Source organism: Rhizobium sp. S96, from assembly GCF_030382195.1.
Taxonomy (GTDB): Bacteria; Pseudomonadota; Alphaproteobacteria; order Rhizobiales; family Rhizobiaceae; genus Rhizobium.
The window spans coordinates 1-17,125 of the sequence record NZ_JAUDRY010000033.1 but is presented as its reverse complement, the minus strand read 5'-3'; the positions used below and the strand labels follow the sequence as shown (position 1 = coordinate 17,125).

At 60.1% G+C, this 17,125-nt stretch carries 15 protein-coding genes and 1 riboswitch; of the genes, 8 read left to right on the top strand and 7 right to left on the bottom strand.

What is annotated here, in order from left to right; translation table 11 throughout:
- The 4 genes from QTL94_RS24340 to QTL94_RS24325 form a co-directional block, all read right to left on the bottom strand.
- Positions 1–239 (bottom strand): TadE/TadG family type IV pilus assembly protein (locus QTL94_RS24340; RefSeq protein WP_289803290.1); only part of this gene is annotated, 239 nt, incomplete at its 3' end.
- 149 nt (positions 240–388) lie between these two features.
- A complete protein-coding gene (locus QTL94_RS24335; RefSeq protein WP_289803289.1) occupies positions 389–1,315 on the bottom strand; it encodes a hypothetical protein in 927 nt (308 codons plus the stop codon).
- Between the two features lie 128 nt (positions 1,316–1,443).
- Positions 1,444–1,968: a DUF1003 domain-containing protein gene (locus QTL94_RS24330; protein WP_289803288.1), complete on the bottom strand. Its 525-nt coding sequence runs from the start codon at positions 1,966–1,968 to the stop codon at positions 1,444–1,446.
- A gap of 87 nt (positions 1,969–2,055) precedes the next feature.
- Positions 2,056–3,984 (bottom strand): LTA synthase family protein, encoded by a 1,929-nt coding sequence (locus QTL94_RS24325; RefSeq protein ID WP_289803287.1) that lies wholly within the window; start codon positions 3,982–3,984, stop codon positions 2,056–2,058.
- Between the two features lie 228 nt (positions 3,985–4,212).
- On the opposite strand from QTL94_RS24325, the gene QTL94_RS24320 reads away from it, so the two are divergent.
- Positions 4,213–5,046, top strand: a complete 834-nt coding sequence (locus QTL94_RS24320; RefSeq protein ID WP_289803286.1) for a TolB family protein — start codon at positions 4,213–4,215, stop codon at positions 5,044–5,046.
- Positions 5,047–5,071: 25 nt separating this feature from the next.
- Positions 5,072–5,255, top strand: a riboswitch (cobalamin riboswitch).
- Positions 5,256–5,296: 41 nt separating this feature from the next.
- Positions 5,297–5,992, top strand: a complete 696-nt coding sequence (gene bluB / locus QTL94_RS24315; protein WP_289803285.1) for a 5,6-dimethylbenzimidazole synthase — start codon at positions 5,297–5,299, stop codon at positions 5,990–5,992.
- Positions 5,993–5,995: 3 nt separating this feature from the next.
- Here the strand turns inward: bluB and QTL94_RS24310 are convergent, their stop codons facing one another.
- Positions 5,996–7,081, bottom strand: coding sequence for a DUF2865 domain-containing protein (locus QTL94_RS24310; RefSeq protein WP_289803357.1), 1,086 nt, complete (start codon positions 7,079–7,081; stop codon positions 5,996–5,998).
- 124 nt (positions 7,082–7,205) lie between these two features.
- Positions 7,206–9,518 (bottom strand): NADP-dependent malic enzyme, encoded by a 2,313-nt coding sequence (locus QTL94_RS24305; protein WP_289803284.1) that lies wholly within the window; start codon positions 9,516–9,518, stop codon positions 7,206–7,208.
- A gap of 214 nt (positions 9,519–9,732) precedes the next feature.
- On the opposite strand from QTL94_RS24305, the gene QTL94_RS24300 reads away from it, so the two are divergent.
- The gene (locus tag QTL94_RS24300; protein WP_289803283.1) at positions 9,733–10,557 is read left to right on the top strand and encodes a UDP-2,3-diacylglucosamine diphosphatase; all 825 of its coding nucleotides are present in this window, start codon (positions 9,733–9,735) and stop codon (positions 10,555–10,557) included.
- A gap of 164 nt (positions 10,558–10,721) precedes the next feature.
- The gene (locus tag QTL94_RS24295) at positions 10,722–11,942 is read left to right on the top strand and encodes an MFS transporter (RefSeq protein ID WP_289803282.1); all 1,221 of its coding nucleotides are present in this window, start codon (positions 10,722–10,724) and stop codon (positions 11,940–11,942) included.
- On the opposite strand, the gene dgcA is transcribed toward QTL94_RS24295, so the two are convergent.
- Positions 11,894–12,877: an N-acetyl-D-Glu racemase DgcA gene (gene dgcA / locus QTL94_RS24290; RefSeq protein WP_289803281.1), complete on the bottom strand. Its 984-nt coding sequence runs from the start codon at positions 12,875–12,877 to the stop codon at positions 11,894–11,896. The two genes, QTL94_RS24295 and dgcA, sit on opposite strands and share 49 nt — an antisense overlap.
- A 98-nt stretch (positions 12,878–12,975) precedes the next feature.
- Here dgcA and QTL94_RS24285 point away from each other — a divergent pair, with 98 nt between their 5' ends.
- Genes QTL94_RS24285 through QTL94_RS24270 form a run of 4 tightly spaced genes read left to right on the top strand, consistent with a single transcriptional unit; the run spans position 12,976 to position 17,007 of the window.
- On the top strand, positions 12,976–14,145 hold the full coding sequence (locus QTL94_RS24285) for an ABC transporter permease (RefSeq protein WP_289803280.1): 1,170 nt from the start codon (positions 12,976–12,978) through the stop codon (positions 14,143–14,145).
- A 9-nt stretch (positions 14,146–14,154) separates the two neighbouring features.
- On the top strand, positions 14,155–15,000 hold the full coding sequence (locus tag QTL94_RS24280) for an ABC transporter ATP-binding protein (RefSeq protein ID WP_065692564.1): 846 nt from the start codon (positions 14,155–14,157) through the stop codon (positions 14,998–15,000).
- 5 nt (positions 15,001–15,005) lie between these two features.
- Positions 15,006–16,376, top strand: a complete 1,371-nt coding sequence (locus QTL94_RS24275; RefSeq protein WP_113523413.1) for an MlaD family protein — start codon at positions 15,006–15,008, stop codon at positions 16,374–16,376.
- Between the two features lie 16 nt (positions 16,377–16,392).
- Positions 16,393–17,007 carry an ABC-type transport auxiliary lipoprotein family protein gene (locus QTL94_RS24270; protein ID WP_289803279.1) on the top strand — a complete coding sequence of 205 codons (615 nt, stop codon included), beginning with the start codon at positions 16,393–16,395 and terminating at the stop codon, positions 17,005–17,007.
- The last annotated feature ends 118 nt before the right edge of the window (positions 17,008–17,125 follow it).

Genomic DNA, 17,125 nt, shown 5'->3' with positions numbered 1-17,125 from the left:
TTCAGTGTGGAAATAGTGATGTAGTTGTTGACCAGCTGGGTCCGTTCCTGTTCGGAGAGGCCCGCGACAGCAGTGCGTGCCGCGTCGGCCGTCAACTGCTGCAAAGCATGCGCCGCGCTCAGATAGATCCCGTAGGCGATCAGCGTCAGGACAACGAGGAGAAAGAGTGGTGCGACAATTGCAAACTCGATTGCGGCCGCGCCACGGGTGTTGAAAAGAAGATGCCTCATGCGCTTCATCTGCACTACCCCTTAAGCTAGCTAGAGCTGGGTGAGAACAACCAAAGCGTACATGCAAACATATTAAGTTTGCATTACATAATAAACGTGATACGTGCATCACGATAAATCATTGCGACCTAATCTGCCGACGTGGGCCGCCTTATCGCTCAACTCTTCCGATTGTCGTCGCATAGCCTGGTGGCCGCCCAATGGATCGATCGGTCGAGTTGGGCGAACTTGAAGGATTGCCAGTAGAAATAGTCTTCGATGAAGGACTGCGACAGCCAGAGCTTGCCGCGGCTGCGGGGTTCGTCCCAGCCGAGCAACCCCATAACCTCTGCCTTCTTGAACATCCGCTTGATATTCGTCAGCGAGATCGCGAACTCGGTGCAAAGTTCGCTCAAACTGATACCTTCGATATAGATCCGCTCGTGCTCGCGGGCGTCATCGGGCAGGCGGCTGATCAGTTCGTGCAAGATGAGCCCACCGACCTCGGACCAGAGAAAATGACCGATGCTGTCGCGCGGGTCTCTCCAGCCCGGTTCATGGATCAGAGCGGTCGCCGCATGCGGCTGGGCCAGCTGGAAGAGGCGCGGCTCCGCCGCTGTCATCGCCGCGCGGTTTCCGCCGTCCAGACGATCGAGGCAGGACATGTGCCCCAGGAACCAGGACAGCATGGCTTCGTTGCTAACCTCGGTGGTCTCCAGCCGCCGAAGCCGGCGATCGGGGCTCTCGTCAGGAACGTCGCGCAGAAACTTGTATGCCAGCAGCTCAGAGAGGAAGGATGCCGCGGTGTTCTTGCTCGCTACCTTGAGATCGGTCGCGACCTGCATCAATCGGCTTGCAGTCAGCCCTGACGTAGGATCTGACCGGTCACGGCCTATGTTCATGGCAAACAATGAGTGCGTCAGGAGCCATTTGCGATGGGAGGCCACAAGACGGGCGAGGCGTGGTGCCCGCTTGTGGATGCCGATGAGATGCAGGGCGATCTGGCGTTCGACCGACGGGAATGCGGGATGGTGAAGGATTTCCTCACGAGTATGAACCTTCCCGCTTGGAACGGTGCGGGGAATGGTGCGGCAAGTCTCATCCATGTCTGCTCAGCCTAGCGGGTATATCCTCGCCGCTCTCCTCTTACACTTACTGCACTTTTTCAATGGACGATGCGCACGCTCTCTTGCTGATCGCTCGATATAGTTAAATCGTCCAGTAAGGGCGGTATTCAGTTCGTGAGGCGTTGCGAAAGCCTGCCAAGCTCTTCGCGCATGGCCGCGATCTCTGTCAGAACCTGCATGTCGATCTTCTGATGCAGCGACAATACCTCCAGCTCCGCCTTGAGGTTTACCTCGTAATCCTTCGCAGCCTCGAAGCGGTCCCGTTCGGCCTGACGGTTCTGCGACATCATGATGATCGGAGCCTGAATGGCCGCAAGCATTGAGAGCACAAGGTTCAGGAAGATAAACGGATAGGGATCGAATGCCCCGGTCGCGAGCACGATGGTGTTGGCCACGCACCAGACCACAAGAAAAGCTAGGAAGCCGGTGATGAAGCCCCAGGAACCACCGACACGGGCTATCGAATCCGCCAGGCGTTCGCCGACGGATGCCTTTGCCTGCAAGGCGGCATTGACGTTCGTCGAGATGATCTTGCGCTCATGCGCCTTGGCGAGAACACGCTTCTCGATCTCACTGAGTTCGCCCGTGGACTTATCGAAATGATGGTGTACGAAATCGGATAGATTGTGCATGGATCGACTCCCGATGCATTGTTTTGCTTCGGGGCGAAGTATTCCGTTCTCATGTCAAATTGCAATGCGGTCAGCCCCGCATTGCCGTCACAAGCCGGCGCTGTTCAGCCAGGCATGCTGCGGGAAGAAGCGCTCGAGGGACTGCGCCTTTCCGAACATGATGTCATGCTGGAGATAGCGATAGTCTCGCACCAGTGGATCCAGGTTCTTGGGGTTAAGAACCCAATCGGGCGAAGGGGTGTTGTCGCGGGCGATCAGCTGATAGCGATCAACAACCGCATACTTCTTCTGAACGCGACCGAGGAAGCCGGTGTAATAGGGGTGCTCGTAGCCTGCGAATTTCAGCAGGTGATAGGGCAGCAGCGAGGGGCTGATCGTTCCGACATTGGACTTCACGCCCTTCTTGTTGGACCAGATAACGAGCGGTGTCTCGTGCTCCTGCTTCATCACGCTGACGGATGCCTTACGGGTTGCGACCTGATCAGGCATATAGCCAGTATCCATGTACACGCTCCCGAGTGGCGGCAGATGATCGCCCCAGAGCACGATGATGGTTTCGCGTTCGCGCTTGCTCGCCCAGTCCGTGAGCATCTTGAAGCTGTCGTCAGCCTCCTTCACGCCCTGCGTATAGGTACCGAGCGTCGCACGATCTGAATCGGTCAGGCCGGCGCCCTGGATGTCGATCGTGTTCTTGCTGTAGCGATTGGGCTCGTAAGGACCATGTCCCTGCAGGGTGACAGCGAAGAAGAATAAGGGGCGATCCATCCCATCCGCCTCCTGCATGATCTCCTTCATCAGCGCATCGTCGGAGGCAAAAATGCCGCGCTTTTCCATCGCCGGCATCGTTTCCTCGCTACGGAACTCCTCGAAGCCGAAGTCCTTGTAGACCTCGTTGCGGTTCCAGAACCAGCCGCTGAAGGGATGCAGTGCGCGAGCGGCATAGCCTTGCCCGCGGAAGAAGGTCGCCAGTGAGGGAATGTCGTTACGGATATACTGCTGATAGGGAATGCTGCCATAGGGCAGGAATGCGTTCGAGAAGCCGGTGAGCGCCTCGAACTCGACGTTGGCGGTCATGCCGCCGAACTCCGGCGAGAAGACATGGCCCGACTGGGCGGCACGGATGTTCGGCATCGGATCGGCCGACAGCTTCAGCGTCTTCAGGCGTGTCGGATCCCAGAAGGACTCGCTCATCACCATGATGACATCCGGCTTTTCGCTCGGGCCGCTGAGATATCCGTAGTTGCGTGCCGGAATGGCGTCCAAGGCCTGCGGGCCAATGCCTGCGGGTGCGGCGACGTCGGCCATCGGGACGTTGAAGATGAAGGCGAGTATGAAACCGTTGCTGCGGTAATTTTCCTTCTGATCCCACATCATCGGCACGACCTGCAGGCGATCGCGGATCCAGGAGTATTGCGAGTAGTCCATCAGCGAGCCGAAGGCGGCGACCACGGGCAGGCCGAGGCAAAGGCACCTGACACGCGCCTTGCTCTGCAGTTTGGGGAAATGCCGCCAGGCAAAGCGCCAGGCGAAGACCATGCCGGCCAGCGACAGCAGAATACCCATTGCCAGGACAATCGCCGTGACCGGTCGCTCGCGCACCATGACAGGCAGAAGCTCCATGATCTGCCGACCGAACAGGATATCCGACGGATAGAGAGGATCGGAGAGGTAGTGCTGCTTCTGATTGGAAACGAAGGCGGGAACGATCACCAGCGGCAGGACGATCAAGGCGGATAGAAAGCGCCGACCGAAAGCCGCATCGAGGGTGAGCATCAGCACCGTCAGCATCACCACGGTGGTCATACCGGGACGGGCCGTCGAGGTGAGGAATGTCCCCACGTCGCCAACACCACCGCGTGCGATCATTTCGACCGTAATCGTTGCAAGAAGCGCAATCAGCGCAGAAAGGGCGGTCCCCACAGCGCCGCGCGATATGGAGGCACGACCTTCACCCGCGCCAGCGTAGAACGACGCGACACGAGACGCCGCTCCGGACCTTAAAACTTGCGCGATCAACGGTGAAACTCCAATATCATAAAACCTTCACCGAACTGTCACATCTTGGTCATGAACGCTAGATGAACCGTTTTAGTTTCCTGCAGTTCTCGCATTTTGTTGATGCCCGAAGAGGCTGAACGGAAGGGCCATCGCCGGTGCGGGGCAAGGTAGCTGCCGAGAGTTTTCTTGCGCCCAATCAATCGGTCGCGTAGGTCAGGGACCGGTTTGAGTTTGAGGAGGCTTGGCGTGCGCAGTTCCGTGGAGATCTACAACGTTCGAACGGGCACTGCCCGGATTGTCTGGCAAACCGACAAGCTTGTCGAGGCACCGAATTTCTCGCCCGACGGGAGCTATCTGCTGCTCAACGGCGACGGGCTGCTCTATCGCCTCGCCCTCGACGGCTCAGGCGGCTTCGAGAGATTGGATACCGGCTTCGCCGTCCAGTGCAACAATGATCACGGCATCTCGCCTGATGGAACGCAGATCGTCATCTCGGACAAGACCGAGTTCGGCAAATCGGCGATCTATGTCCTGCCGATCGAAGGCGGCACGCCGCGCCTGGTCACCCCGAACCTTCCGTCTTACTGGCATGGCTGGTCGCCAGACGGGAAGGAACTCGCCTATTGCGGCATCCGCAACGACGTCTTCGATATCTACACGATTTCGGTCGAGGGTGGCGAAGAGCGGCGCCTGACCCACGGAGAGGGACGCAACGATGGTCCTGATTACTCCGCCGACGGCCGCTGGATCTACTTCAACTCAAGCCGCACCGGCCTGATGCAGATTTGGCGCATCCACCCGGATGGCACGGGGCTCGAGCAGGTTACGCAGGACGACTACGGCAACTGGTTTGCTCATCCGTCGCCCGACAACGACCGGGTTCTGATCCTCTCCTACGACCCTGATGTGTTCGACCACCCGCGCGACCTGAATGTCCGGCTCCGGATGATGGACATGGATGGCAACAACCTGACAACGCTGTTCGAGCTCTTCGGCGGGCAGGGGACGATTAACGTTCCGAACTGGTCACCGAATGGTGACGAGTTCGCGTATGTCCGCTACTTCCCGGTACCGGATTGAACGATTGCCTTTGTCTTCGTTTCGGGACATAGAACGCGCGTCGGGTGCCCGCCAAGCGGCGGGAGAATCGGGAATTCGGTGAAAGACCGGAACGTGCCCAACGCTGTAAGGCCGACGTCTGCCGCTTGATATGCCACTGGCTTGCGCCGGGAAGGCGCTGCAGACGGATGACGCCAAGTCAGAAGACCGGCCCGACAATCATAGACTGACCCGCGCGGACGGCGGGCGGTTGTATTGTTGGGGATTGACGATGCGACCAGACAAATCTGGCTCTCTATCGAGAGCCGGTGCCTTTTCAGCCGATGAACGTGCGGCCGTTTACAAGGCAATCGAAACCAGACGGGATGTTCGATCCCAGTTCCTGCCGGACCCGTTACCTGACGACGCTGTCAGGCGGCTGCTTGCGGCCGCGCACCACGCGCCTTCGGTCGGCTTCATGCAGCCCTGGAATTTCATCCTGGTGCGTGACCAGGACGTGAGGCTCCGCGTATGGGAGGCTTTCAATCGCGCCAATATCGAGGCCGCAGAGATGTTCTCCGGTCAACAGCAGGCGGCATATCGTGCGCTGAAGCTGGAAGGCATCCGGAGTGCGCCTCTCGGAATCTGCATCACTTGTGATCCGGACCGATGTGGCGACGTGGTGCTCGGGCGAACACACAATCGGCGCATGGATTCCTATTCCACCGTTTGCGCCGTCCAGAACCTGTGGCTTGCCGCGCGGGCGGAAGGCATCGGTGTCGGCTGGGTCAGCATCTTCCACGAGGCGGAGCTGAAACAGATACTCGGCGTCCCGGAACGGGTCGAAATCGTCGCCTGGCTCTGCATCGGCTATGTCGACCAGCTCTACGACCAGCCGGAACTCGCGATCAAAGGCTGGCGGCAACGTGTGCCGCTCTCAGACCTGATCTTCAACGATGCGTGGGGGCGAACGGAGGACGCTTCGTGAGCGTCACTGCTGTTGCGGCTGGGCGCCGGGGGCCAACGGGTGCTTCAGATCGATCGTTTCCTGATCGCCGGCGAGGAACTGCGGGCCGACCTGCCGCACCTTGCCGCTCTGTGGCTCGTAGGGCCGATCCGGCACGCTCGCCTGCGGGGCAGACGCGGTCGCGGGGGCGGGCGTCGGCTTCGCGGTCTGTATCGTCGTGATCGAGCCTTTTTGCGGAGGTTCACTGACGGCCGACTGATTTTTCCGCATGCGTTCGTAATAGGCCGGGAGATCGCAGGTGCAGGACGACTTCTCGCCCGGCTTGCGCTTCTTATAGGCAAAGGCATTGGGCAACGCGCTGTAGGGGGCGCCCGATGTCGTCGACGTCATGTTCGACGTCTCGGTGTTCGAAACGTCATGATAGAAGAGCTCGGTATCGACCCCGGGGCACATCTTCGAGCAGGTATCGGCGTCGCGGGCGAAGTCGAATGAGGTCGCATTCGAGCTGATCGGGAAGAACCCGCCATCGCAGGTCCGTACGCAGACGGTATTGAGGTGGGAAAGGCCTTGCGTGCCGACGCCACCATAAAACCTGCGGCCTGGGCTCCCTCCGAGCGGAATGAAGGTATCGTTGTGCATCGCCTGATCTTCGACGCTCGGTGGCTCGGCATATTGAGGATCGTCGCTGACGGTCGGCTCCTCGTTGCAACTATTGGCGTCGAGCGCGGCCATCAGCTCGTTGCGGGTCCGCGTATCCTCGCTCTGTGAGCGCAGTTCGTCGCGTCGGTCCTGGAGGTAGCGGATATTGTCGGCCATCCTGGCTTCGGCCTGCTCGAGCTCGCTGCAGTAATCCGCATCGTCACCGCCGATGACCACCATGCTTCCCGAAGTGCAGCCGTTGCGCCGCAAGTCGCCTCTCACCTTGCGAAGCTCAAGGTTCTGCTCGGCGATGGCGCTTGCAAAGCGCCGGACTTCCGGGTTGCTGCCGATCACCTGCGGCAGATCGGCAAGTCGTGCGCGCAGCTCGCCGCAGATCGGTGCGACTTGCGCAAAAGCGGGCGTCGTCGAGAGGGCTATCAGCAGCGTGAGAGACAGGTTCCGGCGGTTCAAGGCATCGTCCCGTAAATGAGCAAATACCAGTTCGGGGCGACGCATATCGCCGCCCCTTGTCTTAGCTTGTTTGTCTTAACAAGCTGCCGTCGGAATCCTAAAGCATTTTCCCGGTTTCGACCACTCAGGCTGGCTGAGAGGCCTCGACCACGGCGAGCGCTGCCATGTTGACCACACCGCGCGAGGTAACCGACGGCGCAAGAATATGAGCCGGCAGCGCCGCACCGAGAAGGATCGGGCCGACATGAAGGCCGTCTGTCATCGACTTCACCACACCGAGCGTGATGTTGGCCGCGTCGAGGTTCGGGAACACCAGGAGGTTCGCTTCGTCGTGGAGTGTGGTATCCGGCATGACGCGCTTTCGCAGCGTCTCGGTGATCGCGCTTTCGCCATGCATTTCGCCATCGACCTCAAGCATCGGCGCGCTTTCGCGAACAAGGCTCAGAGCCGTACGCATCTTCGTCGCGCTTTCGGACTCGCGAGAGCCGAAATTCGAATGGGAAACGAGGGCGACGCGCGGCGTGATGCCGAAACGCTTGATTTCCTCGGCTGCCAGAACCGCCGATTCCGCGACCTCCTCTGCCGTCGGATTGAAGGTGACGTACGTGTCGGTGAAGAAGGTCGCGCCGCGCTGCGAAATCAAGAGGCTGAGCGCCGAGAAGTCGCGAACATCCTTCCGTTTTCCCACGATCTGGCGCACGTCGCGCAGGTGCTTCTCATAGCGGCCCTCAAGACCACAGATCAGTGCGTCGGCTTCACCGCGCTTCAGGGCAAGGGCACCGATCACGGTGGTGTTCGTGCGCACGATGGTACGGGCGGCTTCGGGGATGACGCCGCGGCGGCCAACGAGCGACAGATAGAGATCGACATATTCACGGAACCGCGGATCGTCTTCCGGGTTGATCACGTCGAAATCGGACAGCGGCCGGATGCGCAGGCCGTAGCGCTTCAGACGGGTCTCGATGACCTGCGGACGGCCGATGAGGATCGGCTTGGCAATGCCTTCCTCAAGCAGCACCTGGGCGGCGCGCAATACGCGCTCGTCTTCGCCTTCGGAGAAGATCACCCGTTTCCGGTCCGCGTTCTTCGCAGCGGCAAAGATCGGCTTCATCACGAAGCCGGAGCGGAAGACAAAGCGGTTCAACTGGTCGAGGTAGGCATCGAAATCCGTGATCGGGCGGACGGCCACACCGCTCTCCGCCGCAGCCTTGGCGACAGCCGGGGCAATGCGGAGGATGAGGCGCGGATCGAACGGCGAGGGGATCAGGTAGTTGGGTCCGAAGATCGGCGTCTCATCGGAATAGGCGCGAGCGGCGACGTCAGACGGTTCTTCGCGGGCAAGGGCGGCGATGGCGCGAACGGCCGCCATCTTCATTTCCTCGTTGATTGTGACGGCGCCGCAATCGAGAGCGCCGCGGAAGATGTACGGGAAGCAGAGGACGTTGTTGACCTGGTTCGGGAAGTCCGAACGCCCCGTGCAGATCATCGCATCCGGGCGGGCGGCGCGGGCGAGATCCGGCATGATTTCGGGGTTTGGATTGGCAAGCGCCATAATCAGCGGCTTGTCAGCCATCTGGGCCAGCAGCTCCGGCTTCAGCACGCCGGCAGCGGAGAGACCGAGGAAGACATCGGCACCGCCGATATTTTCGGCGAGCGTGCGGGTATCGCTCTTCTGCGCGTAGACGCTCTTCCATTCGTCCATCAACTCGACGCGGCCTTCGTAGACGAGGCCTTCGAGGTCGTGGACCCAGATGTTCTCGCGCTTCGCGCCGAGCGTGACGAGAAGGTTGAGGCAGGCAAGTGCCGCAGCACCGGCGCCGGAGGCGACGATCTTGACCTCTTCGATCTTCTTGCCGGCCAGTTCCAAGCCATTCAGGATAGCCGCGGCAACGATGATGGCGGTACCGTGCTGGTCATCGTGGAAGACCGGGATCTTCATCTTTTCGCGAAGCTGGCGCTCGATCTCGAAACATTCGGGCGCCTTGATGTCCTCGAGGTTGATACCGCCGAAGGTCGGCTCCAGCGACGCGACCGTGGAGACCATCTGATCGACGCTTGTAGCATCCACTTCGATATCGAAAACGTCGATGTTGGCGAACTTCTTGAAGAGGACCGCCTTGCCTTCCATCACCGGCTTCGATGCCAGGGGGCCGATATTGCCCAGGCCCAACACCGCGGTGCCGTTGGAGATGACCGCCACGAGATTTGCGCGTGAGGTATAGTCCGCAGCCGTCTCCGGGTTGTCGCGAATGGCGAGGCAGGGAGCAGCAACACCGGGCGAATAGGCGAGCGCGAGGTCGCGCTGGTTGCCGAGTGGCTTGGTGGCCTGGATCTCGAGTTTTCCGGGACGGGGGTAGCGGTGGAAGAACAGTGCCTGCTCATCGAGGCTTCCGCCTGCCGTATTCGCTTCCGTCTTGGATTTTTCGTGATGATCCATCGTCGTCTCCGGGCTGTCGCATGCTGTCTTTGGTGGCCTTCAATACATCAAACGCAACCGCTGGACAGTCAAATTTTCGAAAATTGCTCAATTTGAACCATGGTTTCGAGACCTTGGGACCGCTGTGTAAAAACAGGCAGGGAGAGGGGATGTCATCTTCCTGAAACACGACTCTGGTTTTCAGAGACACAGATGAACCAGGGACACGGGCAGGATGCTTGTGAAGGATAATATGGATACCCGTCACTTCCGTACGCTCTTTATTTCCGACGTACATCTCGGCTCGAAGGCCGCAAAGGCGGATTTTCTGCTCGATTTCCTCAAGTATCACGAGGCCGACACCGTCTATCTCGTCGGCGATATTGTCGATGGCTGGCGCCTGAAGCGCAGCTGGTACTGGCCGCAAGATTGTAACGACGTCGTGCAGAAACTGCTGCGCAAGGCGCGCAAAGGCACCCGCGTCATCTACATTCCCGGCAATCACGATGAATTCCTCCGCGACTTTCCCGGCATGCACTTCGGCGGCATCGAAGTCGCCGAACGGATGATGCACGAGGCCGCTGACGGCAAGAAGTATCTCGTCCTTCACGGCGACGAGTTCGACGTCGTCGTTCGCAATGCGCGGCTGCTCGCCTATCTCGGCGACTGGGCCTACGACATGGCGATCATGATCAATGTCGGCCTTGCCGCCGTTCGCAGACGCCTTGGAATGCCTTACTGGTCTTTCTCCGCCTGGGCCAAGCTGCAGGTGAAGCATGCGGTGAACTTCATCGGCGAGTTCCAGAAGGTCGTTGCGGACGAGGCGCGCAAGCACGACGCCGACGGCGTGATCTGCGGGCACATTCATCACGCCGTGATGGAGGACATGGACGGCATTCGCTACATCAACACCGGCGACTGGGTTGAAAGCTGCACGGCAATCGTCGAACACATGGACGGCACGTTCGAATTGATCGAATGGCGCACGATGGCCGACGCCCAACCCATCACGCTTGCCATCGAACACCAGAAGCCGGAACTCGCGCAGCAGGCCGCGTAAGCAGGCCGTCTCGGCACATCTCTTTCGGAAACATACCCTTCGGGCGTTGCGTCCGCGCGACAGCTCCCAATTATTTTTGAAATCGGTTTGGGCGGGCTATTTCTTGCCATAGTCGCCCTTAGGTTGACGTGTTAGGCAACGGTCAGTTTCCTTCAGGTCTACCCATGATTCCCGTTCAAAATCTCTCCAGGGGAGAGGGCGCGCCACCGCGCTTCCGATTGCTAAGCGCGCTGTCATATTGCGCGCCTCTCCTTGTGAACGGCGTTGCCTTGCCCTTCTTTCCAGTCTGGCTGGCACTTCACAAATTCACCGACCATGAAATCGGCCTCATCCTTGCCGTGCCCATGATCGTGCGCGTGCTGGTCGCACCCATTGTCGCGATGTACGCGGACCGGATGAAGGAGCGTGCGGACGTTCTTCTGTTTTCCGGTGGGCTTTCACTGCTGACGGCGATCGCCCTCTACTGGACGACGACGTTCTGGCCGGTTCTGATCGTATACACCATCCAGGGCGGGACTTTTTCACCCTATATTCCGGTGGTGGAATCGATCGTCATCTCCGGCGTCCGCCGCTGGGGCCTCGACTACGGCTCGATGCGCGTCTGGGGGTCGATTGCTTTCATCGTCTCGACCCTGATCGGCGGCCAGCTGATCGGCCGCTGGGGCGGCGAAATGGTGTTGCCGGTGATGATCTTCGGATTCGTGATGACGATGGTCATGGCGATGTACTGTCCACGGATCGGCCCGACGCGCCGGCGCGGCACACCGGTCGATATTCCCGCGGCAACCGGCAGTTCGCTCCGGCAGCCGCATCTGCTGGTTCTCCTGCTCGGCGTCGCCATCCAGCAGTCCAGCCACGCGTTGCTCTATACGTTCGCATCGATCTACTGGCGGGATCTCGGCTTCTCCGGCACGGAGATCGCCGTGCTGTGGAGCGCGGGGGTGGCCGCCGAAGTCACGGTCTTCTTCCTGTCGAGGCGCCTCAGCCGGCGTTTCGATGCCTGGACGCTCATCCGCTTCGGTGCCGGCGTCTGTATCTGTCGCTGGATCCTCTTCCCGCTGCACTGGGGATTTGTCGGCTTCTTCCTGCTGCAATGTCTCCACGCCTTCAGCTTCGCTTTCGTCCACACTGGCGTGCAGCGGAGAATCGTGGCCAGCGTTCAGGAAACGCAGGAATCGTCGGCCCAAGGCGCCTACTTCTTCTACAACGGCATGTTCATGGCGCTGATGACGATCGCATCGGGATACATCTACGCCATTCTCGGTCTTGCCAGCTACTACGTGATGGCCACCGCCGCCCTGCTGGGCCTCGGCCTTATCATTGTTGCCTACTATCTTCAGCCCCAGAGGCTCGCTTCTGGCGGCCAGACGAGCGATGCCGTGTAGCGAAGACCGGGCTCGCGGTCCCGCGCAAGAAGCAGGGGCCCATCGAGATCGACGAACTCCACGTCCTGGGCAAGCAGGACCGCTGGTGCCATCGCAAGCGATGTTCCGACCATGCAGCCCAGCATGATCTTGAAGCCCAGGCGCTGCGCTTCGCGCTTCATCACGAGCGCCTCGGTCAAGCCACCTGTCTTGTCGAGCTTGATGTTGATAGCATCGTAGCGGTCGCGAAGGCTGGCGAGATCGCCGGCGTGATGGACGCTTTCGTCGGCGCAGATCAGGAGCGGATGATCGATCACGGCCAGCATTTCATCCTTGCCCGCGGGAAGGGGCTGTTCCACGAGGGCGACGCCCGCCTCGGCGGAAACACGCAGATGATGTTCAAGCGTCGCTTCCGGCCAGCCTTCATTGGCGTCGAGAATGATAGCGGCATCGGGGGCGGCCGCCCTGACGGCGCGAATTCGGCTCTCATCGTCGCCAGTACCGACCTTGACCTTCAACAAGGCGCGGCCCGCGTTTGCGCGTGCCTGCTCGGCCATCACGTCAGGTTCACCAAGCGAAATCGTGTACGCGGTCGTCAGCGGGCGCGGTTCCGACAAACCGAGGGTCGCCGCCACCGAGGTTCCCGATTGCTTGGCTCGAAGATCCCAAAGGGCACAGTCGACGGCATTGCGCGCGGCTCCCGGAGGCATCGCCCTTTGGAGATCGGCAAGCGAAATCCCTGCCTCCACCAGCGGCTTCGCGGCCTCGATCTGCGCCGCAACACTTTCCATGGTCTCGCCGTAACGACGGTAGGGAACGCACTCGCCCCAGCCAGAAACGCCGTTTTCGGTGACGATGCAGGCAATGACCTCCGCCGACGTCTTGGCGCCGCGCGAGATCGTAAACGTCCCTGCGATGGGGAAGGAGTCTGTTCTAATTTCGAGCGACCGTGGCATATTTGCAATCCTGCACGCATGGAAATCTGGTGTGGCTTCGGTATAGTGAACGCGAGCGGCGAACCATTGTTCGCGAGTCGGCAATGTCGCCGTAAGCCTTGAAAGACACAAGCGTTTTGAAATCCGAAAACCGTAACGCCGCCTCACTGCATGTGGACGACCAAGCCAATGGTTCTGGTAAGCACGTCCATCTCGAGGGAAACTGGCGAAGCGCCAACGTCCACCTTGTCCTCAACGATTTCGAGAAGCTTGCGGTGCGCGGCAGCGGGGATGTCACGCTGGATCTATCGGCTGTCACCGATATCGATACCGCCGGTGTCTGGCTGCTTTGCCGGTTGAAGAAACAGGTTGAAGCGGGCGGCGGCAACGTACGGTTCGAAGGCAGCAGTCCTCATATCGACGAGTTGATTGCGTCCTTCTCGGAAGAACCCGCCGAACAGAAGCAGGAGCCTGGCCCCAAGCAATCTCTGGCGCAGCGGGTATTTGCCCCCATCGGCAAGATCACCTACGACATCTGGAACAACCTCGCCGCGGCGATGTACATCCTCGGGTCGGCCGTTCGCGGTGCGCAGATGAAGTTCGGCCGCGGCAGCGGCGTTTCGCCTGCCTCCATCGTCAACCAGATCGACCACATGGGCGTACGCGCCGTGCCGATCATTCTGCTGATGTCCTTCCTCATTGGGGCGATTATCGCCCAGCAGGGGGCCTTCCAGCTTCGGTATTTCGGCGCCGAAGTCTTCGTGGTCGACCTCGTCGGTATTCTGCAGCTACGCGAAATCGGCGTCTTGCTGACGGCCATCATGATCGCGGGCCGCTCGGGCAGCGCGATCACCGCTGAAATCGGTTCGATGAAGATGCGTGAGGAAGTCGACGCGCTGAAGGTCATGGGGCTCAACCCGGTCGGCGTCCTGATTTTCCCGCGCCTCGTTGCGCTCACCGTCGCCCTGCCGCTGCTGACCGTCATTGCCAATTTTGCCTCCCTGTTCGGCGCTGCTGTGGTTGCCTGGGCCTATTCGGGCATCACTTTCGCGAACTTCCTGGCACGCCTGCATGAGGCCATCACGCTGTCGACTGTGCTGTCCGGCATGATCAAGGCGCCGTTCATGGCGCTTGTTATCGGTATCGTTGCGGCCGTCGAAGGCTTAAAAGTGGGTGGTAGTGCTGAGTCGCTCGGTCAGCATGTGACGGCTGCTGTGGTGAAGGCGATCTTCGTGGTCATTCTCATGGACGGGCTTTTTGCCATGTTCTATGCGGCTATCAATTTCTAGGGATCGGACGTGGACGAACAAGTGACGACGACACGAGAAGAGGAGCGGGACATCGTGCTTTCAGCGCGCGACGTCACCGTCGGCTTCGGGTCGAAGATCGTCCTCGACAAGCTGAATCTCGACATCTACCGCGGCGAGATCCTTGGTTTCGTCGGCGCGTCGGGTGCCGGCAAGTCAGTGCTTATGCGCACGGTGTTGCGCCTGCTGCCGCGACAGTCAGGCCAGATCAAGATTCTCGGCCAGGACTTCGATGAACTGAACGAACAGCAGCGCAACTCGCTGGATATGCGTCTCGGCGTTCTCTTTCAGCAGGGCGCGTTGTTCTCGTCGTTGACGGTGAAGGAAAACATCCAGGTGCCGATGCGCGAGTATCTGGACCTTCCGACGTCGCTGATGGACGAGCTCGCGCATCTGAAGATCCGCCTGGTCGGCCTTGCTGCCGACGCCGCCGACAAATACCCGTCGGAGCTCTCGGGCGGCATGATCAAGCGCGCCGCCCTTGCGCGTGCGCTGGCGCTGGATCCGGAACTGGTGTTCCTGGACGAGCCGACATCCGGCCTGGACCCGATCGGTGCTGCCGAGTTCGACGAACTTATCGCCAAGCTTCGCGATACGCTCGGCCTGACCGTCTACATGGTGACCCATGACCTCGACAGCCTGTTTTCGGTTTGCGATCGCATTGCGGTGCTCGGTAAGAAGCGCGTGATGGTGGAGGGGACCGTAGAGGACATGCTGGCCTACGATGATCCGTGGGTTCAGGCCTATTTCAAGGGCAAACGCGCGCGCTCCATCGTGCCGCAGGACAGCCACACCGCCGCCCACGACAGGCCGGCGCAAGATAGCCGCGGGAAATAACCGGAATGGAAACCAAAGCAAATTACACGATTGTCGGCTTTTTCACGGTGCTCGTGATCGCGGCCGCGTTCGGCTTTGTCTACTGGATGGCCGAATACGGTCGGGGCGGCCCGATGGCTGAACTGATCGTACGCATTCCGGGCTCGGCGAACGGGCTCAGCGTCGGCTCTCCGGTGCGTTTCAACGGTATTCAGGTCGGCTCGGTCAAATCGCTTTCGATCGATGCCGACGATCCCCAATTCTCGTTGGCGTTCACCGAAGTACGCGTGGATGCACCAATTTATCCCTCCACAAAGGCCATTCTTGAAATCCAGGGCCTCACAGGCGCGGCCTATATCGAGCTCTCCGGCGGCCGCGTGGGCGACAAGAACATCGTGCAGGAGTCTCTTGCGACCGGGAAGCGCGCGGTGATCGTCGCCGAGCAATCAAGCGTCACGAACCTGCTTGCGACCGCAGACAAGATCCTCGATCGCGCGAATGACGCCGTCGGCCAGGTGCAGGGATTCGTAAAGGATGCACGAGGGCCGCTGACCAAGACCCTGCAGAATGCCGAGACCTTCTCGGACGCACTCGCAAAGAATTCAGGAAACATCGATTCCTTCCTGCAGAGCGTTGGCGATCTGTCCAATACCGTTCGCAAGGTTTCCGGCCGGGTGGATTCCACGCTTGAGGCTGTCGAGGCACTGGTCAAGGCTGTGGACGCCAAGAAGATCGACCATATTCTCGCGAATGCGGAGAAGGTCAGCGACGACGTCGCCAATGCATCCGGCGACCTGAAGGGCGCCATTCAAAAGTTCCAGGAAACGGCTTCGACCTATAACGAGGTCGGCAAGAAGGCCCAGGCAACACTCGACAAGGTCGATACGCTCGTCGCGCAGATCGACCCGGCAAAGGTCAAGGGATCGGTCGACGATATCGCTCAGGCGACAAAGGATGCGCGCGTCGCCGTCGCCTCGATCAAGGATGTGGCGAATACCGTTTCTTCCCACCAGAAGGACATCGACCAGACGATCCAGAACGTGACGCAGATGGCCAGCAAGCTGAACGCCGCTTCGACCCGTGTCGACGGCATCATGGCGAAGCTCGATACATTGCTTGGTTCCGACAGCACACAGTCGCTGTTCACCCAGGCGCGCGATACGCTGGATTCCTTTAAGAAGGTCGCGGACAACCTGAACGCTCGCATCGGCCCGATCGCGGATAATCTGCAGAAATTCTCGAGCGGCGGACTGCGCGACGTACAGTCGCTGATCAACGATACGCGCTCGACCGTTCAGAACTTGAACGACGCGATCAGCAATTTTGACCAAAATCCGCAGCGGCTGATCTTCGGCGGCGACACAGTAAAGCAATTTGACGGCCGGACGCGGCGGTAAGAGGGGAAGTCAGCATATGGCTGTATCGGATTTGTTGGTGCGCCGTTCGTGGCTGTTGAGGACCGCGATCGCCATGCCGCTGCTGGCCGCTGCGCTTGTGGGCTGCGGAACGTCCGCCAAGAACAATACCTATGATCTGTCCGCAACGGCGACCGGCAGCGGGCCATCCGCAAAAGGTCGCCAGATCCTGGTCCAGCTGCCGACGGCGCTCAAGCCGCTGGACAGCGACCAGATCGTGGTCCGGGTGTCTCCGTCAGAGATCCAATATCTGGCCAAGGCGCAGTGGGGCGATAAGCTGCCCCGCATGGTGCAGGCCAAGCTGGTCCAGGCCTACGAGAACTCAGGCAAGCTCACCGGTGTGGGCATTCCGGGGCAGGGGCTTGCGATCGACTATCAGGTCGTAACCGATATCCGTGCGTTCGAGGTGCGTGCCGGCAACGGCAGCCAGGCCGTGGTCGAGATCTCCGCCAAGATCCTCAACGATCGCAATGGTTCCGTGCGCACACAAAAGGTCTTCAGGCAGGCGGTGCCCGCCGGCGGGGGATCAAACGATGGCTACGTGAAGGCGCTCGATCGTGCGTTCTCGGCAGTGGCGAGCCAGATCGTCGACTGGACGCTGCGGTCGATCTAACAGCCAGCGATGCGTAAGTCATGACCTCCACCAGAGGTGGAGGTTTGAAACGCTGCGCTTGAACCGCTAGAAGCGGTTTTGCTATAGGTTAGTAGCTAGTGTTAAACAGGTCGGCAAA